Consider the following 25,484-nt stretch of genomic DNA (forward strand, 5'->3'; position numbering starts at 1 on the left):
GCCGCCAGCGTTCGTCCTGAGCCAGGATCAAACTCTCCAAATTGGTATTTAGAAAGAGCGATTGCTCATTTTGAAACATCTGACGAGAATAAAATATTCTCTATTTTTGGATCTCACTTGCGTGAAATCCCACTCACTCGTTGTTCAGTTTTCAAAGATCAAGCTCGTCGTCGGCGCCGATTATCTCGTCACCAGCAACTCTTATAATATATCATGTTCATCAATCAATTGCAACATCTTTTTTTGAATCATGTCAGCGCATTGATAGATATTCATGATTCCAATCATCAAACTTTTTTATCATGTCTGCGACTGGATTTATAATATAACACGAATCCTATACTAAATACAACCTCAATTTTTACCAATTCAAAACAGTCCTTAGGCCTAATAAATATCACTATGTATGACCTCGTACCCATTAGAACAAAGCATGCTGTATTGCATCGACAATGCATTACAGCATGCTTATAAAAACTGGAATCAGCCTAAAAAAGTGTTAGTTCGAAATCCATGGATTTCGGCTCTTTTTCACAGTGCCTTTACGGGCATTCTGATTGGAACGTTGCTTACCAGCGGTTTTATTGGCAGCAGCAGTAGTTTGGCCTGAAGTTTTCACTTTTGCTGCGGATGCTTTTGCTGTACCGCCTTTACTCTTCACCGCAGGTTCGGAAACTCCCGCTTCTGCTGCACGAATGGTTTCCTGCTGAATAAATTCCGGCTCCTGAATTTCAGGTATCCGACTATGCGCATAATTCTCCATACCCGGATACATTGGATATGCCGGAATATTCGATACCATTGGGGCTGCAAAGGTATTGGGTGCCACGACGTTTCCTTGAGGCCCCATATCTACTCCGTAAGGTGAAATCATCCCCGGCATTGGGTGCATATAGTCGGGATATGGATTAATCACAGGCTGTTCATAGGAATAAGGCTGAACCGTCTGCAAAGGCATCACTGAACCGCAACCGCAGGAAGGCCATGGCATATTGACAGGCTGTTCACCATACTGCGGCATACCAAAAGAGGGGTTTTCGCTGAAAGGACTAATATTAGGATATTCAGGTGCTGAATTTGGATACCAGGCTCCCGGGAAATCTGATACCGGATGCATGCCATGTGGGGGAGCACACTCCGGCATATAATTCACTGGATGCATAAAATTCGGTGCTGAATTCATCCCCATAACAGCCATGGGCTCATAGTTCGGATATGCCGGTGGAAAGTCAACGAAATATGGATTCCCACTTATCCCGGGATATCCTATCATATTGTCACATGCCGGTGTTTTACTTTCATACCAGGAAATGGGCTGCACTTCTGATTTCGACTTTTCCATGGGCATCTCATACTTCATCGCTTCCTGTGCAGGCACTGAAATTTGAACAAACAAGCTTTGTGTTTCATGAATCATTTCATGAACAGGTGCCACTTCGGCAGCTTTGTTCACTATAGGTGAGACTTCAGGCGCCTTGTTCATTATTGGTGAAACTTCAGGCTGCATGGGTAGAACTTCAGGCATCTTGTTCACTGTTGGTGAAATCTCTGGCTCTTTATTCGGTGAAGGTGCTGGCAGTGTTGTTGAAACAGGGGAAACCACGGCAGAAGGCTGCTCTTTAACTCCGGTGTAATCTTTGGAGCCCAGCTTTGTTTTATCAATTATAGCCGTCGCTTCGGATTGCGGCTCGATGGCAGAAGGATTGCCCTTCTTAGGAATATTTACAACTTCACCAACCAGCAGTGCATTGGGATTCTTCAGTTGCGTGTTAGCATCAATCATATCCTTTAGTGAAATCCCCCATGCTTTGGACAACTTCCACAGGGTATCTCCTTGCTTGACGGTATGTTTGTAGTAGACCTCATTCTTTTCCGGAACCTGGACGGCTGTCGTAGGAATTTTGACCTTATCTCGAACGGCAAGCACATCCGGATTGCTGATCTGTGGATTGGCCTCGATAATTTTTTGCAGCGGTACTCCGTACTTTTGCGACAATGCATATAGCGTATCGCCTGACTTGACAATGTGTATTTTCACGCAGCAATAACCTCCTAAAAGTTTAGTGAGCATTACTCCCCAGCCTTGCCTTGTACAAACCTCGTTTCGAAAGCATAGCTAAATTTTATTTCAATAGCCTTCTGAATCGACTTCGTGCAAGACTTAACTCCGAAAGAATCTGCCAAGTTTTGCGGGCTCATACTTTTGTGAACGGCGCCTGCACTCAAATAGCCTAGCTGCAATCTCTGATGCTGAATGCCTTTCTCAGGTTATTCTGCTTCTCAGCTTTTTTATATGCGGTACAGCCGCCTCCTTCGTTACTACATCTTATGCAGCCCATAGGCGATTGACATCCCTTAAGCAAAAAAAATCCTTTCATGCATGGCATGAAAGGATTTTTGCTGTAACATAATGTTTTGCTATAGACCCTGCTTATTCCCAAACCTTGTAGCCGTCTTTGTCCACAACATTGCGGAACTCTTCAAGGAGCTGCAGCGTAATTGGGCCTGCATGACCTGCGCCAATAATCCGGCCGTCGATTTCACGGGCTGCAATAACTTCGGCTGCTGTGCCGGTAAAGAAAACTTCATCCGCAATGTACACATCATGCATAGTGAACGGTTCTTCTTTCAGGGTCAGACCGAGCTTATCGCACAGCTCAATGATTGCCAGGCGAGTAATGCCCTCAAGCGCTCCCAGGTAGCAAGGCGGCGTGTAGACTATGCCTCTTTTGACGATAAAAATATTGTCTCCCGAGCCTTCGGTTACATACCCTTGAGCGTTCATCATAATCGCTTCGTCAGCTTCTGCCAGATTCGACTGGATTTTGACAAGGATGTTATTGAGATAGTTCAGGGATTTGATCTTCGGATTCAGCGCATCCGGAATATTACGGCGCTGTGAGACGGAAACCGCACGAAGTCCGTTCAGGTAGGCCTGCTCCGGATAAATAGCCAGCTGTTCTACAATAATGATGACACTGGCTTTGGGACAGCGGCGGGGGTCCAGACCCAAATTTCCGGGGCCGCGGGATACGATCAGACGAATATATCCGTTACGCATTTCATTAAGACGAATGGTTTCAGCCATAGCTTCCAGCATTTCATCATAGCTAAGCGGAATGTCCAGCATGATGGACTTCGCCGAATCATACAGCCGGTCCAAATGCTCCTTGCATTTAAAAATGTTGCCGTTGTAGATACGGATACCTTCAAAAATTCCGTCTCCGTATAAAAATCCGTGATCAAACACGGATACCTTTGCATTTTCCTTCGTTACGTGTTGTCCATCCAGATAGATCCATTGCTCAGCCATGAACTTACTGCACCTCCGCTTTCTCTTCCTCATAGGTGTATGTGGGATACGAGCCCAGAATCCGCACCTGGCAGCCCAGGGCCTTGATCTCTTCAATAGCCCCGGGGAGCAGGACCGATTCTATCGGTTCCAGCACATCAATATAAAAATAATAAGTACCCAATTTCTTCTTCGTCGGCCGTGACTCTATACGCGATAAATTCAGCCGCCGCCAAGCAAATGCAGCCAGTACCTGATGGAGCGCCCCCGGAAAATCCTCCGGCAATGTCACCAGAATGCTTGTCTTATCACCGCTGCTTTTCCGTGGAAGTTCCAGCTTCTGATGGCCTACCAGTACAAACCGTGTGTAATTGTTATTATGGTCTGTAACCTGCCGCTCTACAATCTCAAGCCCATGTGTTGCTGCACCAAGCGCGGTACCGATTGCCGCCCAGCCTATACCAGGATTCTTAGACACAATTTCAACCGCTTCGGATGTGCTTCCGACTGACTCCAGCTCAGCCCAGGGGGCGTGAACGCGGATAAACTGCAGACATTGCGCCATGGCAACTGGATGAGAAAGGATTTTGACCACTTTGGTGTAATCCTTATGGCCTTCAGCATCCGTGAATTCCTTAGGATTACTGATCAGATTCTGTATGGATGGAAAAATCCACTCTGCCTGCATTGGCAGGTCCACTTCGTTAATGAGCCAATCAATATGCAGACTTACCGAACCTTCGATAGTATTCTCAATGGGAATTACGCTGTAGTCGGTCACACCATTAGCCGTGGCCAGAAAAACATCAGAGATAAGCTTATGATGCTCAATATTTACAGGCTCATCACCGAATAAATGCAGCAGCGCTTCATGCGAGACCGAGCCCTGCGGCAACACTGCTATTGATTTCATAACTGTTTTTCTCCTTTTATCATATCCAAAAATGACTCGTTATGCATCTGGTTTGTTTCAATCAGCTCTGTGACAACTCCTGAAGTACAAGGCGGCAGCCAGCAGGTACGTGCGGGAATACCATGCTCCTCCATCGTTTGTTTCAGAAAAAGCTCCAGTTCCTCCTTACGACTCCCATTCCGCTCAACCATGCAGAGTAGCGTAGGTCCGGCACCACTCAGCGCAATGCCCAGTGCCCCATGCCCTGTCGCTTCGGCCAGCAGCTTCTCCATACCAGGCACCAGTGGCGCCCGATAAGGCTGATGCAGGCGATCCTGCATGGCGCGGCCAATGAGATCAAGCCGGCCAGCAGCCATAGCAGCAGTCAAAAGCGAGGTCCGACTGATGTTATGGACAGCATCTCCCACCGTGATCTCAGATGGAAGTACTCCACGCGCTTTGGTGGTTGAAAGTTCGAATTCAGGAATAACTACCAGAACCTCAAGGTCCCGGGGAGGCTCAATCCGGATATAATCCGCATGCTCGCCATCCCAGACAGCTGTGATAATCCCACCGAAGAGTGAGGCTCCCACATTATCAGGGTGCTTTTCCAGGGCGGTTGCCATATCGAACAGCTTGGATAGGCTCAAAGGAGAACCAATCATTGCATTGGCTGCCGTCATTCCGCCAACAATTGCTGATGCGCTGCTGCCCAGTCCTCGAGTAAGCGGGATATCGGAGTACATGGTAATGGAAAGCTCCGGAATCTCTACACCCGCTTCAGCAAACACCATTTGTGCCACCTGGTAGAGCAGATTGCTTTTATCCGTGGCCACACCTGCCATCTCATCTCCATAAAGATGAAATACGGTATCTGCGGATTCCTCCATTTCAATCCAGGCATACAGGGAAAGCGCCATGCCCAATGTATCAAAACCCGGCCCCAGATTTGCGGTACTGGCGGGGACTTTAACTCTTGACCTTCCGTACATACTCATAGCTGGTAAAATCTCCTTCATTATTTTTGCGTGGAGCTGTTAGTAAGGATTCAAGGTTCAGCCTTCCACCCGATAGTGGCTCTTAATCCGGTGAATAACCTTAAGCTGCTCCAGATGCCGCATTACTTTATTCATACTCGCCTTGCTCGCGTTGTGCGTCACGATAATGATCTCTGCGTCCGGATTATGCGAATTCGCCTGCTGCACTACGGAATCCAGACTGACATCGTACTCTGCAAATACCTGCGTGATTTTGGCCAGAACCCCTGCCTTGTCATCCACATGCAGCAGCAGGAAATTCTTATAGAAGATGTCTTCGTCACTCTTGAGCTTCTTCTGTTTGTAAGGAACAATCTGCTTTAACCCGTTAACACCCAGCTTAAGGTTCTTAATGACGGCAACCAGATCCGCTACTATGGACGTTGCTGTTGGCATAGCGCCCGCTCCTGCACCATAGAACATGGTTTCTCCTACGGCTTGACCATACACATATACCGCATTATATACACCGTTCACGGAAGCAATCGGATGGCTGGCCCGAATCATCGTAGGCTGCACGCTGATACTGAATTCATCTTCGTGACTCTCAGCGATGCCCAGCAGCTTCATCTCATAACCCAGTCTTTTGGCAAAAGCAATATCCTCCTTGCTCACTCCAGAGATGCCGCTGACACTGACATCACTCAGCTCAACATTGGTACGAAAACCAAGTGTGCCGAGAATAGCCATCTTTCGTGCAGCATCCAAGCCCTCGACGTCCGAGGTTGGATCAGATTCGGCATATCCCAGTTCCTGTGCTTCCTTCAAGACATCAAGATAGGATGCGCCTTCCTGGCTCATTTTGCTCAGTATGTAATTGGTAGTCCCGTTTACGATGCCCATAATCTTCACGATTTTATCAGAGGAAAAGCCTTCGATCAATGTACGGATAATCGGAATCCCCCCGGCCACACTGGCCTCATAAAAAACATCGCACTGTTTCTCCTGCGCCTTGGCCAGAATCTCGGAACCATGCAGCGCCATCAGATCCTTGTTGGCGGTCACGATATGCTTGCCGCGTTCCAGCGCCTCCAGAATATATTCCTTCGTTCCTGCGATCCCGCCCATCACTTCCACAATGACATCAATCTCCGGGTCACGGATAACCGCCCAAGGATCATCGGTGATTATAGCGGCATCCACTTCGATATCCCGGGCTTTCTCGGTATTCTTCACAGCAATGCGCTCAATAACAATCGGTGAACCCACCTGACTGCTCAGATCCTCCTGATTCCCTTCTACGATACGGACTACGCCCGTACCTACTGTTCCCAGACCCAGTAACCCCACTTTGACCGGCTTCATTTGAATCCTCCTAAAAGTTTTATGAAGCTATACTTCTTGAACATTCTACGCAATAAAACTTGCTTCGAAAGCATATGCTAAGTTTTGCTAGTGTTACTTCATCGGTTCCACTTCGGGCAAAACTCGCTTCGTAAGCATTTACCTAAGTTTTATGAAGCCATACTACCCTTGCCCGATAATTAAAGCACGTTTCACTCCGGGTATCGCCTTCAGACTATCCAGCATATCCCCGAGCTCTTCGTTCAAATGTGATATCTCCACAGAGATAACCACATTGGCCCGTCCCTGGAGCGGAATACTCTGATGGATTGTCAGCACATTGGCACCATGAACAGCCACAGATCCCAGCACTTTGGATAGCATACCGGACTCGTGCTCCAGATCAATGGAGATTGTGACAATACGCTCGCGTTCGAGCTGATGGATCAGATGAATACCATCCTTGTATTTATAAAATGCGCTGCGACTAAGCCCAACCTGTTCTACACCCTCATGTACCGTCTTGGCATCTCCCGCCTCAAGCAGCTGCTTGACCTGCATGGTCTTCAGCACGGCGTCAGGCAATATGTCCTCTCGGACCAAATAATAGCGTTCTTTCACGAACGTCCTCACCCCAAAGACTTTTGTGTTTATATAGTGGACATTATACGGGATGGCTCCTGTAGAATGCAACAACTTTTCACATATAACACCTGGCACCCCGTTGCAGCAAGTTCACATTCAGCTCTCCCCAAGCTGCAAGTTGTATTGTCCTTCCGGTATAAATACAGCAAAATCCCTGAAAATCCGGGGGTGATCCCATACAAAGGTCACCAATTACCTAATCAGGTAATATTGGAGAGAATCGGAATGTTCGGTGTGCCAACGCCTGACCGCCCTTGAACAAAATCGCTTCTTGAGTGACGATCAGTTGGTCCAAGTTCCCAGCTCCTGGCTCGGATACCTCCAGGCGAATACGCCGGGTGGACCGTCATGTTTCACCACTTCAATGATTGCCATCTGCCTATTCCGATGCGTTTTCGATTCTTTCTACAAAAAACGCCGGCTCTGCCTCCCTTTTCTGGGAACGCACAGTCGGCGTTTGGTATTCATCGTTAAGCCGGCAACTACTTAATAGTAGCTGCTGTTCTCAACAAACTCGAATTCAAAATCAGCGATGCGAACAATGGTCCCTTCTACAGCACCACGTTTGCGGAGTTCTGCATCCACACCCATATGGCGCAATGTGCGGGCCAGCTTCAGTATGGCATCATGTGTACTGAGCTGCATCCGCTTCAGCATTCGCTCAATCCGAGGGCTGCTGACGACAAAGGCATCATTGTCACGCGTAATGGTGAAGGAGTTATCCTCTTCTGCCTCCAGCTTGTAGACTTTGCGTTCTTTGGTCTCCGCCACTTCTTCCACAACTGGAGCCACAGGAATACTATCGAGGATATCCGTTGCCCGGTAGAGAAGTTCCTGTACCCCTTGACGGGTCAGGGAAGAAATCGGCATGATCTCCATATCCGGCCGGAGCTCAGATACCTTCTCACGGAAAGCAATCAGATTAGCCTCCGATTCAGGCATATCCATCTTATTGGCCGCTACGATCTGCGGACGGTCAATAAGACCGGCATTATATTGTCTCAACTCATCATTAATCTTCACCCAATCCTCGAAAGGATCGCGTCCTTCGGAACCGGACATATCCACAACATGAATGATGATCCGGGTGCGCTCAACATGACGCAGGAATTCATGTCCCAGACCTACACCTTCACTCGCGCCTTCAATGAGTCCCGGCAGATCGGCCATTACAAAACTTCGGCCGTCGCCTACATCCACAACTCCCAGGTTCGGTGTAATGGTTGTGAAGTGGTACGCTCCGATCTTAGGTTGAGCAGCTGAAACGACTGAAAGCAGAGTAGATTTACCCACACTCGGGAAACCCACAAGCCCTACATCTGCCATAACCTTCAGTTCCATCACAATGTAGCGTTCCTGGCCTTCTTCACCATTCTCTGCCAGCTCAGGAGCTGTATTATTAGCTGTAGCAAACCGGGTGTTTCCCCGTCCGCCCCGTCCCCCACGGGCAACCACGACCTGCTGTCCATGGCGGGTCATGTCGGCTATCACTTCCTGGGTGTCATCGTCAATCAGTACGGTTCCTGGTGGAATGCGTACAATCATGTGCTCGGCGTTCGCTCCGTGCTGGCTTTTGTTGCGTCCCTTGACCCCGCGCTCTGCTTTGAAGTGGCGCTGATAACGGAAGTCCATCAGGGTACGCAAACCTTCATCCACTCGGAAAATAACGTCTCCTCCACGACCGCCGTCACCCCCGGCCGGTCCGCCTTCCGGCACATATTTCTCCCGGCGGAAGGCCACAAGACCATCGCCACCGTCGCCGCCTTTTACATAAATCTTAGCTTTATCTACGAACATTCATGTTCACCTTCCTTACATTTCCAGCGGCAGCCGCAGCTCTACATAGCTTTTGTCCCGTCCGGGCTGTTCCGCTTTGATAATTTTCCCTTGAACTATATTATAAATTTGCCCCTGCAGCAGCTCGGGATTGCCATGATCGCCGTCGCCTTCGAAAGAGATAAGAATGTCTCCTCCATCCTGTGTAAAACCAAGCCGGAGCTTCCTTGTATCACCATGCAAGGCTAGCCCACTGTACTGATAGGCCCTCACCGTCTGCATGATCACCTGCGTGAGCTCTTCCCCCGTGTCCGCACTGAGCTTGTCCTCCAGCTGCAGTCCTTCTTCTACCAGCACTTCCAGCTCCAAGCTGCTTCTGAAGGTTCGAAAAGACTGTAGATAGAACACGAGCGAAGGAATGCCGAGTTTAGCGATTCGGCTGTCCAGTGCGATCCGTTCCTTTATTCTTCCCACACACTCCAGGGATTTATCAGGCTTGCCGAGCTGGATATATCCGTAAAGTACCTGCAGATCATTCATCCAGTCATGACGATGATGATTGAGTGTCCGGTTCGCCGCCTGCTGCAGCGTCTTCTCCTGTATACGCAGTTCCTCTTCAAAATGACGCCGGTAGTATATTGAACAGAAAGCAAGCACTGCGGCTATCCATACACCGAGCAGCAGACATGTGAAAAGGGAGGTGTGCCAATACAAGAGTCCTAAAGGAAGCATTACGGATAACATGACTGCCCAGATCAACCATTTCCAGGATTTCATTCTTTCTCCCCGTCCCTCAGTTCGCAAAATTCATGCCCATTTAGACGTTCTCTTCACTTGATATTTACCATTTTCCAGTATAACACAGGGTTTCTCTGCAATCACCAGCAATTCAAATTGAAATTCCAAACGATACTCCTGAAAAAAAGCCCCCGGCACTCATGCCGGAGGCTTCTACTTGCAATTTGATTTCCGAAAGCTTACGCTTCCAGTGCCGCTGCTACCGGAGCGACATCAACCGGGTACACGCTCACTTTTTTGCGATCGCGGCCCCAACGTTCGAACTTCACTACACCATCAACCAGAGCAAACAAGGTATCATCTTTACCGATGCCTACGTTTGTGCCCGGGTGAATTTTGGTTCCGCGTTGACGAACCAGAATGTTGCCGCCGGTAACTGCTTGACCGTCAGCACGTTTCACGCCAAGACGCTTGGAGTGGGAATCACGTCCGTTCTTTGTGGAACCTACACCCTTTTTCGATGCGAACAATTGAAGATCCAATTTCAACATGTTGGTCAACCTCCTTCTTTAAATAATGACTTCCTGTATCTTAATATACTTCCCGTATGAATCTGCGATATCACCAAGCATGAGTACCATTGATTCCAGCAGCAGCTGGACCTTGGCAGACACTTCAGGATGATCTATGGGAACAATAGTCCCGCTAAGAAATCCATCCTTCATCGAAGTATCCAGAACAACACCCGTCAGACGTTCAATCGAATTCACCGTTCCAACCGTGATGGTAGAAACGCCGGCGCAGACGATATCCCTGCCGTTCTTTGCGTATTCTGCATGCCCTTTAACGGCAAAACCGACAATCGCACCTTGAGCAGAAGCCCGTGTAATCCGCACGTTAATCATTAACGCACCTTCTTACGCTTGAATCTTCTCGATAGTTACTTTAGTGTACGGTTGACGATGACCTTGTTTCTTGTGGTAGTTCTTCTTCGGTTTGTATTTGTAGACTACAACCTTCTGACCCTTACCATGTTTCTCGACTTTAGCTGTTACAGACGCGCCGCTTACCAGCGGAGTTCCTGCAGTCAGACCACCATCGTTAGAAACAGCCAATACACGGTCAAACGTTACGCTTGCGCCGTCTTCAGCTTCCAGCTTTTCAATGAACAACACGTCGCCCTCTTGGACTTTGTATTGTTTACCGCCAGTTTCGATAATTGCATACATTGTACTTGCACCTCCTCATGTCTCAGACTCGCCTAGTCTAGGTGGCAGTTCCCCCAGGGGAAACGCACTTATGTACCCGATCGGAGCGGTTGCAGCATGTGTAGGATTAGAACAACCAAACACATACTTGAAGATAATAGCATACATATTTCATACAGTCAATGGTTCAAAAATTATTAATTGCGAATGCCGGCCGGCCCCTGGCTCATTCCAGCCACGAACCAACCTTGCCTGTACCTCCGCAGCATTGGCAAGTCACCGGGGCAAAACCCGCAGAATCATGTCTAGCCTTCTTGCGGGTCATCTCCAGCAGTCCCAGGTGCGTCCAGCCCAGAATATGCGTCTGTGTGCGGTCGCGTCTGATGACCCCCTCCAGCCGTTCCGTAACCATCCGCCGGTGCTCGTCACGCTGCATATCAATAAAGTCGATGATGATAATGCCTCCCGTATCCCGCAAGCGAATCAATCGTCCGATCTCTTCCGCCGCCAGGAGATTCGTGCGTGTTACGGTCTCCTCGAGCGTAGAACCGCCTGTGTATTGCGCGGTATTGACATCAATTACGGTCAATGCCTCCGTTTCATCCCAGATCAGCGTTGCTCCACCCTCCAGAGTAATCTTCCTTCCGAAACTTTTGTGAAGCTGTTCCTGCACCCTGTAAGCCGTAAAGATGGACTCCTGTCCATGATAAAACCCCACAGGCTTGTACTTTCCAGGTGCCATGTCATTCAGAAAAGCCTCCGCCTCCCGGACGGCCTTGGCCGAATCAATCATCAGCTCATCACGCTGTGGGTTAAAGGCATCCCTAATGAAACGCTGCACAATGCTGAGATCAGAGTGAAGAAGTGCCGGCGCCACAGTTTCCTGTGACCGGCGGATGATCATTTCCCACTGTGCCCGCAAAAAAGAAAGGTCGCCTTCAACGGCCTCCACCGGCTCATCCTCCGAGACGGTCCGCATGATAATACCCTCTTCACGCCGGCGGAGCCGTTCACCCATTCCTTTCAGTCTGGCGCGTTCTGATTCACGGCTGATTTTTTTGGATACACCGACATACTCTGCAAAAGGCATGTACACCATCCAGCGTCCCGGAAGTGTATAGTGGGTTGTGACGCGAGCGCCTTTGCCGCCCCGCGGCTCTTTTCTCACCTGGACCACAATTTCCTGGCCGGGCTCCAGCAGCGTTTCAATGGAGGGCTTCACCTCCGGCTGCTTTTCCAGATGGGGATGCAGCACATCATCTACATATAAAAATGCATTCTTCTTCTGTCCGATATCAACAAAAGCAGCCTGCATGCCTGGCAATACATTCATAACCCGCCCTTTGTAATAGCTCCCGACCAGTCCTTGCTGCTGATCTCGTTCAGCCGCATATTCCACCAGGCTCCCATTGTCCAGAAGAGCCATCCGGGTAACATGCTGCGTGCAGTGAACGATCATTTGTTTCATGGCTTCACCTCTGGTTTGAATCAATCTTCCACTGTCAATTACTAGCTGGACGGTTCATGTCCACATTTACATTCCAAAATAAGAAGAGATCAATTTCTGCTCCGGCACAACGGCCACTATGGTTTTTTCTTCATTCATTACATAGATAAAATGATAATGGTTACGTTTAAATAGACGCAATATATCATCCAAAGGTTTCGCAGAAAAAGCAACTATCGGACGTACCGCGCTTCCCGACTGCCGGTAACGTTCATAAACCGCCTCCCTGTTCATCAAAAAAGAGACAAACCGATACGGTAGATTGCGATGATCCGTAAGGTTCGAATAAAGAAGAAAGGCCCCGATCATCAGGAGATTCAGGCGGAGTCCTCCGCCCGTACCCAGCGGCAGGATAGAGTACAACAACACCAACACACTCGCCGCGATGCTCACTCTGCCACACCATAGCAATGTGACATAATAGGGAAGCAGCAGACTGAGCGTCGCCTGAAATATTTTCCCGCCATCCAGAGGGAGTACCGGCAGCAGATTAAACAGACCGATAATTGCATTGGCTTGTATGAAATAAGCCAGGAAGCCGCTGCTTCCATATCCAGCCTGCTGGAGTCCATAGGCCATCAATATCAGCAACAGATTCTGCAAAGGTCCGGCAATCGCAATGCCGATCTCCCGGGTCGCGTTAAGCCGGCCATGATCCTCCATAACCGCTACACCTCCGAAAGGAAGCAGCTGTACGGATTTCACGTGGACCCCGCAGAGCAGCGCAGCGCACACATGTCCCAACTCGTGGATGAATACAATGGTGAACAACGTCAACAGCTCCAGGAACTGTCCTGTGATCACGGAGAGCAGCATAATCAGAACAAACAGGGGATGCAGCGACAGTTCAATGCCTCTGATCCTAATCAAACGATACCACTTCAGCGGGATCAATATAAGTCTTGTCTTTCATAATTGCAAAAAAAAGCAGAGGCACTGAAGCATTCTCCTGTTCTTGAAGCCAGCCTATGGTATCTCCGCTCTGAACCCAATCATCCGCTGCCAGCTTCGTTCCGCTCAGATGCCCATATTCAGCCGTTACATCTCCGGTATGACGTACCGTAATCCGTATTCCGCCCTCTGCTTCTTTGGCAACGGACAATACGCGTCCTGTATCTACACTTTTCACCGTGAGTGTACTGTTTGAATCTACTGCTGGCATAATCTCCACACCCTTTAATGTTGCTGCAAAAGGACGGACAATGCTTCCCTCAAGCGGAGCATTCAGGTCATGAGCAGCAGTCACTTTTTCGGCTGGAGGATTCTTATCACCAAAAATTGGAATAAATGCCGGCGCTCCGCTGAAATGCTCCTCATACCAAACCGCTGCGGCAGAAAAATCCATATCTCGGGTGAGGGCATCGGCAATAAACGCCTGCGCTTTCAGCGCCCAGGGCTGTTGAACGTTAAAGATCCCCCATACTGCACCAAACACAACGAGGCTCGCAATAGTCCTCCGCATAAAGCCCGAAGCAAACCGCGGCTTGTCTCCTCCTCCTTCGTCCACCCAGTTGTTACGCCGCTGCTTCCACATGGCCTCAGGATCGGGTTCAGGAATCTTGGAAGAATCATGTGAGGCTCCTTCTCCCCATTCCTTGAAGGTTGTTGTCTGGTCAGGCAGTGCGAAGAGCGGCGGTACAGCTGCACCATGCGAAGCATCGTCTAGCTCCAGTAAGCTGCGGATGCGCTGCTTGCGGCGGCCTTTAATATCTGATTTCTGTTCCATATCGATCCCTCCGGCGGGCTTGTTTACTTTCATTTTATGAAAGTCACAGGTTGCTTTAGAACAAGCCTCTACCGGGACGGGTCACAGAAATGGGATGAATGGTTTTTTTGCCCCCTATGAAATCATTAGGGTGCAAAACAAAAATCCCGCCGCAGACTAATCTGCAGACGGGATTTTTGCTGACTCTTGTATTCCACTTGGACTATGATTCCGCTTCAGCCCATACCGAAGAACTTCTTCAGCTTCTTGAAGGTACCCGGCTTCCGGTCAAGCTGCATCAGTGGTACCGCATCACCCAGGATACGCCGGGCGATATTGCGGTAAGCGATTGCCGCTGCCGAATCGGGGTTCATTACGGTTGGCTCTCCGCTGTTCGCCGCCTTGATGACCAGTTCATCATCGGGAACAATCCCGATCAAATCAATATTCAACACCTGCAGAATATCCTCAATATCAAGCATATCCCCTGATTTCACAAGTCCCGGCCGAATCCGGTTAACCACCAGTTTCGGCGACTCTACATGGGACTGTTCCAAAAGGCCGATAATCCGGTCCGCATCCCGTACCGCGGCATGCTCCGGAGTAGTCACGACAATGGCCTTGTCTGCTCCGGCAATGGCATTACGAAAGCCATGCTCAATTCCAGCGGGACAATCGATCAGGATGTATTCGTATTCCTTCTTGAGTTCGAGAATAATATCCTTCACCTGCTCCGGTGTAACAGAGGTCTTGTCTTTGGTCTGTGCTGCAGGCAGCATGTACAGCTCATCAAAACGCTTGTCCTTCACCAGCGCCTGGTTCAGGCGGCAGCGTCCTTCCGCTACATCCACAAGATCATAGATAATGCGGTTCTCCAGCCCCATAACCACATCCAGATTCCGAAGTCCAATGTCGGTATCGACCAGACATACTTTTTTGCCCTGCAATGCAAGCGCGGTGCCAATATTGGCCGTTGTGGTTGTTTTGCCAACTCCGCCTTTGCCCGAGGTTACGACAATCGCTTCTCCCATGGAGGCTACACCCCTTTAAACACATTTAAACCCTGACGTAATTTGACTATATTATGAATTTTGTCGATCTGCATAGCACCGCTTGATAAATAGGCAAATTCCATGCTGCTCTCGCGGGTTCCCCATTCATCCGGCGGGCGGCTAATCACATCGGCAATCCGCAGTTGTGTAGGTGACAGCAAAGATGCAGCAATAATTGCCTCCTGGTTGCCATCTACTCCGGCATGAGCCATTCCACGGAGCGCTCCGAGAATATAAATATCACCCGTACAGGTAATCGACCCTCCGGGATTTACATCACCCAAAAATAGAAGATTCCCTTCATGATGCAGCACTTGGCCCGAGCGGAGCATTCCACTGATCAGAAACAGTGCATCACTGTCCTTCTCCCCGGGTTCTTCCAAGGCTTCAACAGAGCGGATCAGCAGATTCCCCTGGCTCTTCAGAATGTCGAGAATGGCTTCCTTATCTTCTTCAGTCACGGGACGGCTGCCCAGCTTAATGTCCACATGCACAATCGGTCCGGTCAAAATATTCTGATGGCTGTGCTCCAGCTTATAGCGAAGTTCACTTAAGAGATCTTCAAAGGGACACTTGTCGTCTAGCAGGAATACCAGGCCATCCTTGATGCCCTTGATCCTTACATGCTTGGATTGTACTGTCATATGCCTGTCCCCCCATTCTCATTCATTCGTGCCGGGCCAGGCAAATTCCTTCTTTCCCATGTAAGAAAATGCAGTCCGGCTTCACGCCGCCTCTTCCTTGCGGGTCTCTTTCTTCAGCAGTTCAATCTGCCTCCGGAGAGGAACATAAAGAAGCAGGGCGATAGCAAAATGAAATAACATGGTAGGCAGCATGTGATGCAGCAATGCCCAGTTATAAGGAACCTGGCCTAAATTAAATACGCTGTAAATGGCAAAAAGCACACTATCCTCAAGCAGGCTGCCCAGCAGCACCACCGTCATCATCAGCGGCAGCGGGGCGCGCGGAATCTGAAATATCAGGCCAATCAGATAAGCGGACAACCCCATTGCGAAGGAGTGGGCACCGAGAATCCGGCCGTAAAAGACCACATCGTGCAGCATACCGAAAGACAATCCAAGAATAAGTGCCGTATGCCGGTGATGGTATACTGTCACAAACAGAATTACGATAAAAACGAGATTAGGAATAATCCGCATTTCCCATGCATCCGGAAGCAACCAGGGCATTATCGTGCCTTCTAGCATAAACAAGACAATTAACAATAGAATTAGGACGGATCTGCGCATCTTCACTATTCGACACGCTCCTGCGTAAAGACAACGAACAGTTCCTTCCAGTCCTGAAAACCCGCCGCCGGCTTAATGATTGCAGTAGAAGTTAAACCGTATTCTCCTACCTTGACACTCTTAACCGTTCCGATGGTCATCCCGCGTGGGTAGATTCCCCCAATACCCGAAGATATGATGGTGTCCCCTTCGACTACCGGATTTCCCACAGGGATTTTGTTCATGATCAGCATCCCGGACTGCTGGTCGTAGGATTCGATCATCCCAAAGGTCTCGCCTTCCTTGTTGAAGACCGTTGCCGCAACAGGCGGCTGCGAGTTCGGATCATTTACATCCATCATGGTCATCAGCTTAACTGTAGAGGTGAAATTGCTCACTTTGCTGATTACGCCAACCAGTCCGTCCACTGAAGTCACGGACATATTCAGCTTAATTCCATCCTTGGCACCAAGATCAATAACCAGTGTGTTGTTGCTTGGCTCCGTCGTCAAGCTGACTACATTCGCAATCCGGTAGTCATATTTGTACAAATTCTTCTGAGCATTCGTAAACTTAAGATCGATTTGATATCGATCGTATTGTGCCTTGATGAAGTTATACTGCGCTTTATCCCTGGCGTATTGCGCAGCCACGATTTTGAGCCGCTCATTCTCCTCAGCCAGGTCATGCAGATTCCCGATATCTTGGAACAAGCCCGCTACATATCCAGCGGGCTTGTAGAACAAATTCTGCACAAAACCAGTCGTATCTCTCAGAAAATTTTCAGGCCAGGACAAGGATTTTCTCGTCCCCAGACTGAACCCCATAACAACGATAAACATGACCAGTGTGATCAATAATATGAACAGACGTTTATTGTTAAACAGTTTAAACAGTTTCAACACCCTCTAACAAACGTATTTCTCCCATATCAGGGGTGACGTTCACAAGCATATACAATTTAGCGCTTGGAGCGGAGGCTTGAGCTGCTGCGGCTCTTGAAGAGATGAATATTCTCCAGAGCTTTGCCTGTTCCAATAACTACACAATCCAGCGGATTCTCAGCAACAATAACAGGCATACCGGTCTCGCGGGCCAACAACTTATCCAGGTTCCGCAGCAGAGCGCCGCCGCCGGTAAGTACAATTCCCCGATCCATGATATCAGCAGCGAGTTCAGGAGGGCATTTCTCCAGTGTTACCTTTACAGCCTCCACAATGGCATTTACGGTATCTGACAATGCTTCGCAGATCTCATCTGAGGTTATGGTCAACGTCTTGGGCAGACCGGTCACGAGATCACGTCCGCGGATCTCCATGGTTTCGGTCTTCTCTAGAGGCAGAGCAGAGCCCACATCCATCTTGAGCTGCTCGGAGGTACGTTCCCCGATCATGAGATTATATTGGCGCTTGATGTATTGAATGATGGATTCATCCGCTTCGTCGCCGGCAACCCGCACAGACCGGCTGGTCACGATACCGCCAAGGGAGATAACAGCCACTTCAGTGGTTCCGCCGCCGATATCTACAACCATACTGCCTGTAGGCTCCCATACCGGCAAATCTGCACCGATAGCAGCTGCAAAAGGTTCCTCGATAATATAGGCCTCGCGCGCACCTGCCTGCTTGGTGGCATCTTCAACAGCACGCTGCTCCACAGCTGTGATGCCGGACGGTACGCACACCATTACATTCGGATGACGCTGGAACATTGAGCGCTGTTTCTGCGCCTGGCGGATAAAATATTTAATCATAGTTGCCGTGGTATCAAAATCCGCAATAACTCCATCCTTCATTGGACGAATGGCACGGATATTTCCCGGCGTACGGCCGATCATTTTTTTGGCAGATTCGCCAACGGCTTCAATGGTCTTGGTATCTGTATTAATGGCCACAACGGAAGGCTCTCTGACAACAATCCCCTTACCACGTACATAGACGAGCGTATTCGCTGTCCCCAGGTCAATTCCTAAATCTTTCGTAAAACCACCTAACATGCTTGTATTCTCCTTTTCCTTGTATCTCTGGACAATTGTATTACATAAAGCCTTTTTCCTTCAAACTTACAAAACTGCTGTCTCCAATGATCAGGTGATCCAGCACATCGATCCCGACGATCTCCCCGGCCTGAAGCAATCTTGCGGTTAAGGAGATGTCTTCAGGACTGGGCGTAGGATCACCGCTCGGATGATTATGTGCGCATATGATAGCTGCGCTGCTGCATTTCATAGCTGCCCTGAACACCTCACGGGGATGCACAATGGAGGCGTTCAGGCTGCCCATGGATAATGTCTCCTGCGCAATAACATGATTTTTCGTATTCAGAAAGAGGCAGACAAAATGCTCCTTCTGCAGATAACGCAGCTGCTCAGTCAATATTTCCGCCGCATCCTGTGGAGAGCGGATAATGACCGGCTCGGTGAGCCGGGAATTCGCCATTCGTCTTCCCAGCTCTATGCCAGCTTTGAGTTGCACCGCCTTGGCAGGGCCGATGCCTTTGATATTCGTCAGTTCTTCAATGCTCAGGTCCGCCAGCCCGCGAAGACTGCCTGCCTGTCCCAGAATCCGCTGGGCAATATGAATAGCCGATTCTGCCCGCGTACCTGTACGCAGCAGGATGGCCAGCAGCTCTGCTTGACTTAGTGATTCTGCCCCATAATGCATCATGCGCTCTCGTGGTCGTTCTTCATGGGGGAGGTCCCGCAGCATTAATAATTGCGACTCCATCCCTATCCCTCTTTCCTAATCCGATCCTTGAAGGCCAAGCACTGAGATGCCAAAGTCGGACAACATCTCCCCAAGCAGTGACAGCGGCAATCCGACCACGTTAAAATAACAGCCTTCAATCCGTTCCACCAGGGTGGCGCCCAGCCCTTGAATCGCATAGGAGCCAGCCTTATCGGCAGGCTCTCCGGTCGCTATGTAAGCGGAGATTTCATCCATGCTCATCGCTCTCATGGTTACAGAGGTTACCCGGTGCCGGACTACAGTCTTCTCTTCAGGTAACCCAATGCAGGCTACCCCGGTATACACCTGGTGTGTCCGGCCCTGCAGCAACATAAGCATGGCTCTGCTGTCCTGCGGGTCCACCGGCTTACCGAGCACTTGGCCGTCCAGTACCACGATTGTGTCACTGCCAACGATAACGGAAGCACGTTCACCCTCAGAAGACAGGACTGCCTCCGCTTTGCGGAGCGCGAGACTGCGCACAACATCCTCAGGTGCAAGACCTGGAGCCGTGCTCTCATTTGCATCGCTTGAGATCACCTCAAAGGGCAAGCCCAGCAGCGTTAACAGTTCCCGGCGGCGCGGAGAACCGGAGGCAAGAATAATCAGTCGTGAGTTGTCATGCTCCACTGTAGTAACGTCCCTTCTGAAGTGAGCAGCGAATGCTATAGTCTCCGGTAGAGCCAAAGAGCCGTAATAATTCCTGCAAGACTGAGCAGACACAATTTCAAATGAATAGTGATGTCGTAGGTTATGATGTCCAAATCGGCTTGCGGCGACCATTTGAGTACAGTCGAGGCTGTAAGAAAAGACAAAGCTTTTACAGGTTCCAGCAGTTTGGCGATCCACGCCCCGGCCAGCCAGCCCAGAATTAGAAATAACAGCAGTATTCCCACATTTTTCTTCTTCATCTAAGTCTTCCCTCGCCATTTTTTGACACCCTAATTATTATACGGTGAAACGGAGTTCAACACAAACTTAAAATCCAGTACGGAAATGATTACCACTTACCCATAGAAATTCACAGCCGTAAGCTATTCATTTCCAGTTGTAGAACTTCAGTATAAGCTGGGACCTGCGGAATAGACTACAGAGCACCAGTGAAACATTCAGCTCCCCAAAATACCAGCAATCCCCCGCCCGGCAGGTTGCCGGAATCGGGGGATTGCTGGTTCTTATTCATGAATAGAAGCATTTAGGACAGGGCAGCAAGCAGGCTCTTCTGACTGGTGAGGAAACTCATCATTGCCTCCTGCACCTCCCACAACAAACCTTGAGCTTGGTTCTTGTTATACTCATTCAGTGCGGAAATCCCCTGGCTCATAGATTTGTCCAGCCCGGCACATAGCTTCTGTGCTTCAGCAGGCAAGCCCGGCTCCAGTGCCTTGACCGCTTCGTTCCACTGCATATGAAGCGTACTGACCTCTGTACTGTCCGCCGCCTCTTCCTGTCCGCTTAATTTGGACGCGGACAGCCTGCTGAGCTCTCCCAGCAGCTTCCCGCTGGCGGCGAAGTAATTGTTCACATTCTCAGCTTTCCCGGTGTAAGGGATTTCCGTCACTGCAGGGAGTGAGACCTCCCTAACATAGAGCTCAATACCCTGGTTCTTCAGACCGCTGCTGAGGAGCTTGGCTTGCTCACGGTCCGGCGACATTCCGGCATACACCCGGTTGCCGTCAGCCGGATCGAGACCGGCGGCAAGTCCTGCAGCCAGCAGTTCCTGACGGGCTTGCTCCGCTCCTGACGGAGTACTGAACACACCATACTGCAGGAGATAATAAGTTTGCGCTGCAACCTGCACAGGTATGGGGTTCATTCCCGCATTTTTGCTTGTATCCTGCGGCAGAACAGCAGTTGTATCCTTGCCTTCCTGCACGGCGGCAGAGTTAACTCTTAGGGTGTTGGAACTGCCTGTAAGACTTCCACCGCCTATAAAAGACAAGGCAGCATATCCAAGTAGAATGCCGATCCCCAATGCTCCGGCTATGGAAAGGGTGAGTTTCCACCAATAGGAGGGACGGCGGGTGTGGTAGGAACCGCCAAAATCACTCCCTAAAGCGGAAAGATCACTATAGTGCTCCGTCTCCGTTGCCCAGTCTGTAGCATAGCTGCGTTCCTCCGGATCTTTTTTATGCTCCTGTGCCGTAACAAGAGCAAACTGTGGTTCCCGCTCCCATAAATCAGGCGTATGACCGGATGAAGAGAAATGTGTTTTGGGTTCTTCGAAGGTCCCCATTCCATCCCGCTGCTCTATATCCGTGTAATCTCTGGCAGTACCCAGCCCGGCCCCTGATCTGCGCTCAATTGACTCAGGTTTCTTGCTGTTATCCACTTCAAACTTGAACGTCATTCTTCCGTTACTCAAAGCACACACCTCACTATCGTCTATTCTATAAGGAAATATATGATAGACGAGAGAAGGATATGCTATGTTGATATAATTACACGAGACTTAGTACTTTGGCCTTAACCTTCTTCATCTCATAGTGATTTACAAGCGTCCGGTAAGCACGGTCAGCGATAAGGGAGCAAAGCTCCGGAGTCTGCAGCAGCTTGATTGCATGTTCGGCCATAGCAACAGTGGTACCGGCCATCAATATATTCCGCCCATGCTCGCAGTTTAGCGCCTCCTCACCTCTAAGGCTGGTTACTACCGGAGTCCGGAGTGCCCAGGCTTCCAGAATCTTCTTCTGACTGTGGCTGCCTTCACGCAAGTATACCAGGACCGCCTTGGACCGGCGTATGTATTCAGCAGCTTGACCGGGTTCTTCGATAACTATCACGGAAGAATCTGCTCTGGAGAGGGCCAGCACCTCTGGATGCACTGCGCTGCTCACAATATAGCATTGAACATCGGGTACCTCAGCCCGGATCAACGGGTAAATTTTCTTATGAAACAACATGGCAGCGTTCTTGCCTTGAACAGTATGCATGTCCCAGTGAAGCATAATACCGTTCTCTTTGCATACCGGAGCGGTATATTGATATTCCTGCAGATCCACAAAAGGCGGCACAACATGCACCTTGCCTGCATTGGCAAAGGACAGTGCCTTGAATGACAAGGCATCCCACTCGCTTGCGGTCAGCAGCAGACCGGTTTTGCTCATCAGCTTCCGTTCATCGTGCCGGACCCGGGCCTCATTTATTTTGCGGTAATGATGCCTGATCTTACGCTGGACAGGCCCTTCCTTCTCCACAGTCCTGCTTATGGTCCTTTGGGCATCCGTAACAATGACCGCACCGGGAAGCAAGGAAGAAATCAGGTCGATGCAATTGCCGAGCAGACTGTGGGATATAAATACATGACTATAGGCATGCTGGCTGCAAAGTTCCTTAATCTCCGTCCTCAGATCTTTTCCGGCGTCAAGGGAAGGCCGGGAACGGAGCCTGTTCAGCGGACGCAGCAGCGTTCTCCGGGGAACAACGGCCTTCCCTACCCGGTGGACGGTAAGCGCGGGACTAAAGTTTGCAAACCGCTCCCGGGCCCTCTGGCAATACTCCAAAAGGTCGATATCAAATTTCTCCAAAAGGATTCCAAGAAAACTTTCTGTCCGAAGCTCCGCTTCCTCACTGCATTGATTATGGGCTGAAAGGAACAGCATTCTTTCTCTCATGGCTCTGTCTCCTTGATAATCTATGAAATACTTCAGTTGTCATGTGCAGATATTTGCGCAGAAAAAAAGCAAGCGGATGACATCCCGCCGCTTTTTCATGAAACTTTAGATGTAGAACAATAGTACCGCATTCCCTTACGAAATATTGTCGATTTATGGAATAAAAAAATCTTTTTTTGAAAAACGATACCATTTAGACCAAACTCAGCAGCTTCGCCCGTACACTTTCGGCCTCATAATTGGCAATCAATGTCTGATAAGCCCGGTCCGCCAGCACTATTCCGCGTTCATGATCCTGAAGAAGCTGAACCACACTGTCCGCAAAGGTTACGGGATCATCGGCGATCATAATGTTCCGGGAATGCTCATAGAGCAATCCTTCTGCTCCCTTCGTCGTTGAGACGACGGGTGTCTTCAGCGCCCAGGCCTCCAGGATTTTCAGGCGGGTGCCGCTTCCCTCCAGCAAGGGGGCAATAACAACCTGCGCCTTGCGCACATAATCCGCAACACTGTCGACATAACCGGTGATCACAATGGAAGGATCATTTTCTGCCAATGCCGCGACCTCCGGATGCACATCCCGGCCCACGATATACCACTTGATCCCCGGCACCTTCAATTTGATGAGCGGGTAAATCTCACGGTTGAAATACGTTGCTGCGTTAATATTCGGAAAGTAGTTCATATTACCCGGTAAAATAATCCACTGCTCTTTGGGCGTTTTCACGTTAGCCAGATAGTCGCCCATACGGATAAAGTTGGGGATCACATGGACTTTATGCGAATTTCCGCGAGACAGTGATTTGAACGCCAGTCCATCCTGTTCCGAAGTGGTCAGCAGCAGATTCGTTTTGTCCATCAGCTTAAGCTCATCCCGTTTCGTCCATACGGCATTCAGAGAATAAAACAGCTTCGCTGCCCCTTTCTTCCCGGCTGCCAGCTGTCCGGAGAGTCCACTCTCGAAATTATGGGCATCCGTAGTGATTACAGCACCAGGTAGTGCTTCACGCACGATATCAATGCAGCTTCCAAGCAGGCTATGGGATATAAAAATATGACTGTAGCTGTTCTCACGGCACAACCCCATAATCTTGCTGCGCATATCTACATCCACATGACTCATGTAGGAACTGTTGCGCCATTTATATAAGGAGCGGAGCATAGCTTTACGGTAATTCATTGTTCGCTCTACTTCGTGCGTTGCAAGTCCCGGCGTTGTCTCCTTTTCCGCTGAAGACTTTGTGTTGCTGTAAGTAAGCAGATCCACATCATATTTGGCCAGTAAAATATTCAGTATATTTCCAGTTCTCAGCTTGCCGCCACTGTCCTGGGGAAAAGGATTTTCTGCGGATATGAATAGCAATTTCTCCCTCATTGTTTTCGTCTCCTACTCTCCAATAGTCTAATATCTATCTACTTCGTGAAGTATTTAAGATATATTACCCCAAACTGCACTGTTTTTTTGTCGTTTCATGTATTTTCCAAAAATAATTTTCAAAAAATGGATTTCCACACCAAAAAGCGCTCCTGCCCCGGCTGAGGTGAAGGAACGCTCCTGTTATTCTTGTTATTTAGGTTACGAAGTCCCATGGGTTTCCCGGCTTCGCACCACCCGGTTTCTTCCTTGCTGCTTGGCTTGATACAACGCCGCATCGCTTAGTCTGTACAGTGTATTCAAAGGCACCCGCTCCCCTGAGTGGACCGTGATGATACCGATGCTCACCGTGTAAGGCATCGGAATGCCATCAATCACCGCATCCAGCACACAGCGGCGCAGCTGTTCGGCGGTTCTCCTACTGGCTTCCTCATCCGAGCAATGCAGCAGTACAGCGAATTCCTCACCGCCAAATCTGCCGAACAGGTCGCTGTCGCCAAGCTGGCCCTGTATTTTGCGGGAAAAATCCCCTAGCACCTTGTCCCCGGTATCATGTCCGTAAGTATCATTCACATTTTTGAAATGATCGATATCGAGCAATAGAAAAGAAAAGGGAATATTCCCTTTGGCCGAATCGGCAATTCTGGAGCGGGCACGCTGTACAAATGATCTGCGGTTAAGAATTCCGGTTAGTTCATCGAAGGTGGCGATCCTTTCCAGCTCCGCATAGGATTGTTCGCGGGACAGAAGCATGAATCCTGAAGTACCCAGGAACATCAGCAAATACATACCGACATAGTACAGGGTTTGAAGGAGTTCAGGAGCAAAGGAGTTTCTAGCCGCCGGTGTATAGAATGTTAAGGCTGCCCGCCCCAGCAAAGTCAGAATCACCATTCCGTAGAGCAGGCCCATCATTTCCTGCAAAGGTGTTTTTTTGCCCTTTATGCCTAAGATGTAGGCTGGATACACAATAAATAACACCCCGGACAGCGTTGCCGAGGCGATATGCAGCGGCTTGTCAGGAAATAGGATATAAATAAGCAGCAGGGAAAGAGCAGACAATCCCGCCAGGGAAAAATAATAGGTTCTGACCCGGTCCGAATAGACCCCCAGCAGCTTCAGGAGGGAAAAGGCTTCCACCGTGCCTGCCGCCAAACTCAGGAGGACATTGAGCGGAATAGTGAACCGGAGGCCAAGGAAATCCTCTTGCATCAGGAGCAGCACGATGACCAGTTGAAGAAGCTTTGCCGCCACAAACAGTCCGGTGGTTCTATCTTTCGACTGGCGTGAGCGGTACGCGATAACTAGGAGGACTGTAAATAAATTTCCGAAAAACAGACAAACCAGCAGTGTCTTCAGATCCAGATGGACGGCTATCAAACTCACTCCTTGTTCGTGGAACCC

The 25,484-nt window shown here is 49.5% G+C and carries 27 protein-coding genes, 1 pseudogene and 1 other annotated feature; of the genes and pseudogenes, 1 reads left to right on the plus strand and 27 read right to left on the minus strand.

Features of this window, described 5'->3' with window-relative positions:
• Positions 1-207, plus strand: a 207-nt coding sequence (locus tag ACTJKB_RS17275) for a hypothetical protein (RefSeq protein WP_440835636.1), incomplete at its 5' end; no start/stop codon positions are given.
• A 292-nt stretch (positions 208-499) separates the two neighbouring features.
• Here ACTJKB_RS17275 and ACTJKB_RS17280 read toward each other — a convergent pair.
• The 27 genes and pseudogenes from ACTJKB_RS17280 to ACTJKB_RS17410 all read right to left on the minus strand — a co-directional run bounded on the left by ACTJKB_RS17280 (position 500) and on the right by ACTJKB_RS17410 (position 25,466).
• On the minus strand, positions 500-1,783 hold the full coding sequence (locus tag ACTJKB_RS17280) for a hypothetical protein (RefSeq protein ID WP_440835637.1): 1,284 nt from the start codon (positions 1,781-1,783) through the stop codon (positions 500-502).
• Between the two features lie 648 nt (positions 1,784-2,431).
• Complete coding sequence (gene ilvE / locus ACTJKB_RS17285) at positions 2,432-3,313, minus strand: branched-chain-amino-acid transaminase (RefSeq protein WP_074113364.1); 882 nt, start codon at positions 3,311-3,313, stop codon at positions 2,432-2,434.
• A 4-nt stretch (positions 3,314-3,317) separates the two neighbouring features.
• A complete protein-coding gene (gene pheA, locus ACTJKB_RS17290) occupies positions 3,318-4,205 on the minus strand; it encodes a prephenate dehydratase (RefSeq protein WP_440835638.1) in 888 nt (295 codons plus the stop codon).
• Positions 4,202-5,182 (minus strand): homoserine kinase, encoded by a 981-nt coding sequence (gene thrB / locus ACTJKB_RS17295; RefSeq protein WP_440835640.1) that lies wholly within the window; start codon positions 5,180-5,182, stop codon positions 4,202-4,204. The genes pheA and thrB overlap by 4 nt, the downstream gene beginning before the upstream one ends.
• Positions 5,183-5,239: 57 nt before the next feature.
• Positions 5,240-6,526, minus strand: a complete 1,287-nt coding sequence (locus tag ACTJKB_RS17300; protein WP_440835641.1) for a homoserine dehydrogenase — start codon at positions 6,524-6,526, stop codon at positions 5,240-5,242.
• Between the two features lie 162 nt (positions 6,527-6,688).
• Positions 6,689-7,126 carry an ACT domain-containing protein gene (locus tag ACTJKB_RS17305; RefSeq protein ID WP_020429271.1) on the minus strand — a complete coding sequence of 146 codons (438 nt, stop codon included), beginning with the start codon at positions 7,124-7,126 and terminating at the stop codon, positions 6,689-6,691.
• A 262-nt stretch (positions 7,127-7,388) separates the two neighbouring features.
• A pseudogene (locus tag ACTJKB_RS17310) lies at positions 7,389-7,525 on the minus strand (SPFH domain-containing protein); the annotation flags it as partial.
• A 111-nt stretch (positions 7,526-7,636) separates the two neighbouring features.
• The gene (gene obgE / locus ACTJKB_RS17315; RefSeq protein ID WP_440835642.1) at positions 7,637-8,947 is read right to left on the minus strand and encodes a GTPase ObgE; all 1,311 of its coding nucleotides are present in this window, start codon (positions 8,945-8,947) and stop codon (positions 7,637-7,639) included.
• Positions 8,948-8,962: 15 nt separating this feature from the next.
• Positions 8,963-9,703, minus strand: coding sequence for a Spo0B domain-containing protein (locus ACTJKB_RS17320; protein ID WP_440835644.1), 741 nt, complete (start codon positions 9,701-9,703; stop codon positions 8,963-8,965).
• Between the two features lie 200 nt (positions 9,704-9,903).
• Positions 9,904-10,215 (minus strand): 50S ribosomal protein L27, encoded by a 312-nt coding sequence (gene rpmA / locus ACTJKB_RS17325; RefSeq protein ID WP_020429282.1) that lies wholly within the window; start codon positions 10,213-10,215, stop codon positions 9,904-9,906.
• 18 nt (positions 10,216-10,233) lie between these two features.
• Positions 10,234-10,569: a ribosomal-processing cysteine protease Prp gene (locus tag ACTJKB_RS17330; protein ID WP_074086591.1), complete on the minus strand. Its 336-nt coding sequence runs from the start codon at positions 10,567-10,569 to the stop codon at positions 10,234-10,236.
• A gap of 12 nt (positions 10,570-10,581) precedes the next feature.
• Positions 10,582-10,893: a 50S ribosomal protein L21 gene (gene rplU / locus ACTJKB_RS17335; RefSeq protein WP_074086590.1), complete on the minus strand. Its 312-nt coding sequence runs from the start codon at positions 10,891-10,893 to the stop codon at positions 10,582-10,584.
• 14 nt (positions 10,894-10,907) lie between these two features.
• Positions 10,908-10,994, minus strand: a sequence feature (ribosomal protein L21 leader region).
• Positions 10,995-11,098: 104 nt separating this feature from the next.
• Entirely contained in the window at positions 11,099-12,340 is a 1,242-nt protein-coding gene (locus tag ACTJKB_RS17340; protein ID WP_440835645.1) for an Rne/Rng family ribonuclease, read from the minus strand.
• A 66-nt stretch (positions 12,341-12,406) separates the two neighbouring features.
• On the minus strand, positions 12,407-13,249 hold the full coding sequence (locus ACTJKB_RS17345) for a M50 family metallopeptidase (RefSeq protein WP_440835647.1): 843 nt from the start codon (positions 13,247-13,249) through the stop codon (positions 12,407-12,409).
• On the minus strand, positions 13,242-14,105 hold the full coding sequence (locus tag ACTJKB_RS17350) for a peptidoglycan DD-metalloendopeptidase family protein (RefSeq protein ID WP_440835648.1): 864 nt from the start codon (positions 14,103-14,105) through the stop codon (positions 13,242-13,244). The genes ACTJKB_RS17345 and ACTJKB_RS17350 overlap by 8 nt, the downstream gene beginning before the upstream one ends.
• Positions 14,106-14,320: 215 nt before the next feature.
• Entirely contained in the window at positions 14,321-15,115 is a 795-nt protein-coding gene (minD, locus tag ACTJKB_RS17355; protein ID WP_074086586.1) for a septum site-determining protein MinD, read from the minus strand.
• 5 nt (positions 15,116-15,120) lie between these two features.
• Positions 15,121-15,780 carry a septum site-determining protein MinC gene (gene minC / locus ACTJKB_RS17360; protein WP_440835650.1) on the minus strand — a complete coding sequence of 220 codons (660 nt, stop codon included), beginning with the start codon at positions 15,778-15,780 and terminating at the stop codon, positions 15,121-15,123.
• A gap of 81 nt (positions 15,781-15,861) precedes the next feature.
• Positions 15,862-16,392: a rod shape-determining protein MreD gene (mreD, locus tag ACTJKB_RS17365; RefSeq protein ID WP_440835652.1), complete on the minus strand. Its 531-nt coding sequence runs from the start codon at positions 16,390-16,392 to the stop codon at positions 15,862-15,864.
• Entirely contained in the window at positions 16,392-17,270 is an 879-nt protein-coding gene (gene mreC, locus ACTJKB_RS17370) for a rod shape-determining protein MreC (RefSeq protein ID WP_440835654.1), read from the minus strand. The genes mreD and mreC overlap by 1 nt, the downstream gene beginning before the upstream one ends.
• Positions 17,271-17,326: 56 nt before the next feature.
• The gene (locus ACTJKB_RS17375; protein ID WP_074113352.1) at positions 17,327-18,361 is read right to left on the minus strand and encodes a rod shape-determining protein; all 1,035 of its coding nucleotides are present in this window, start codon (positions 18,359-18,361) and stop codon (positions 17,327-17,329) included.
• A gap of 40 nt (positions 18,362-18,401) precedes the next feature.
• Positions 18,402-19,091 (minus strand): RadC family protein, encoded by a 690-nt coding sequence (gene radC, locus ACTJKB_RS17380; protein ID WP_074113351.1) that lies wholly within the window; start codon positions 19,089-19,091, stop codon positions 18,402-18,404.
• 15 nt (positions 19,092-19,106) lie between these two features.
• A complete protein-coding gene (locus ACTJKB_RS17385; RefSeq protein WP_440835655.1) occupies positions 19,107-19,721 on the minus strand; it encodes a Maf family protein in 615 nt (204 codons plus the stop codon).
• A 35-nt stretch (positions 19,722-19,756) separates the two neighbouring features.
• Positions 19,757-20,002, minus strand: a complete 246-nt coding sequence (locus ACTJKB_RS17390) for a DUF4321 domain-containing protein (protein ID WP_074086580.1) — start codon at positions 20,000-20,002, stop codon at positions 19,757-19,759.
• Between the two features lie 284 nt (positions 20,003-20,286).
• Positions 20,287-21,456, minus strand: coding sequence for an SPOR domain-containing protein (locus ACTJKB_RS17395; protein ID WP_440835656.1), 1,170 nt, complete (start codon positions 21,454-21,456; stop codon positions 20,287-20,289).
• Between the two features lie 76 nt (positions 21,457-21,532).
• The gene (locus ACTJKB_RS17400; protein ID WP_440835658.1) at positions 21,533-22,705 is read right to left on the minus strand and encodes a glycosyltransferase; all 1,173 of its coding nucleotides are present in this window, start codon (positions 22,703-22,705) and stop codon (positions 21,533-21,535) included.
• Positions 22,706-22,898: 193 nt separating this feature from the next.
• Positions 22,899-24,080: a glycosyltransferase family 4 protein gene (locus ACTJKB_RS17405; RefSeq protein WP_440835660.1), complete on the minus strand. Its 1,182-nt coding sequence runs from the start codon at positions 24,078-24,080 to the stop codon at positions 22,899-22,901.
• Positions 24,081-24,281: 201 nt separating this feature from the next.
• Positions 24,282-25,466 (minus strand): GGDEF domain-containing protein, encoded by a 1,185-nt coding sequence (locus ACTJKB_RS17410; protein ID WP_440835661.1) that lies wholly within the window; start codon positions 25,464-25,466, stop codon positions 24,282-24,284.
• Positions 25,467-25,484: the final 18 nt, after the last annotated feature.

Origin of the sequence: Paenibacillus sp. 22594 (assembly GCF_052044425.1) — a bacterium.
GTDB lineage: Bacteria > Bacillota > Bacilli > Paenibacillales > Paenibacillaceae > Paenibacillus_AQ.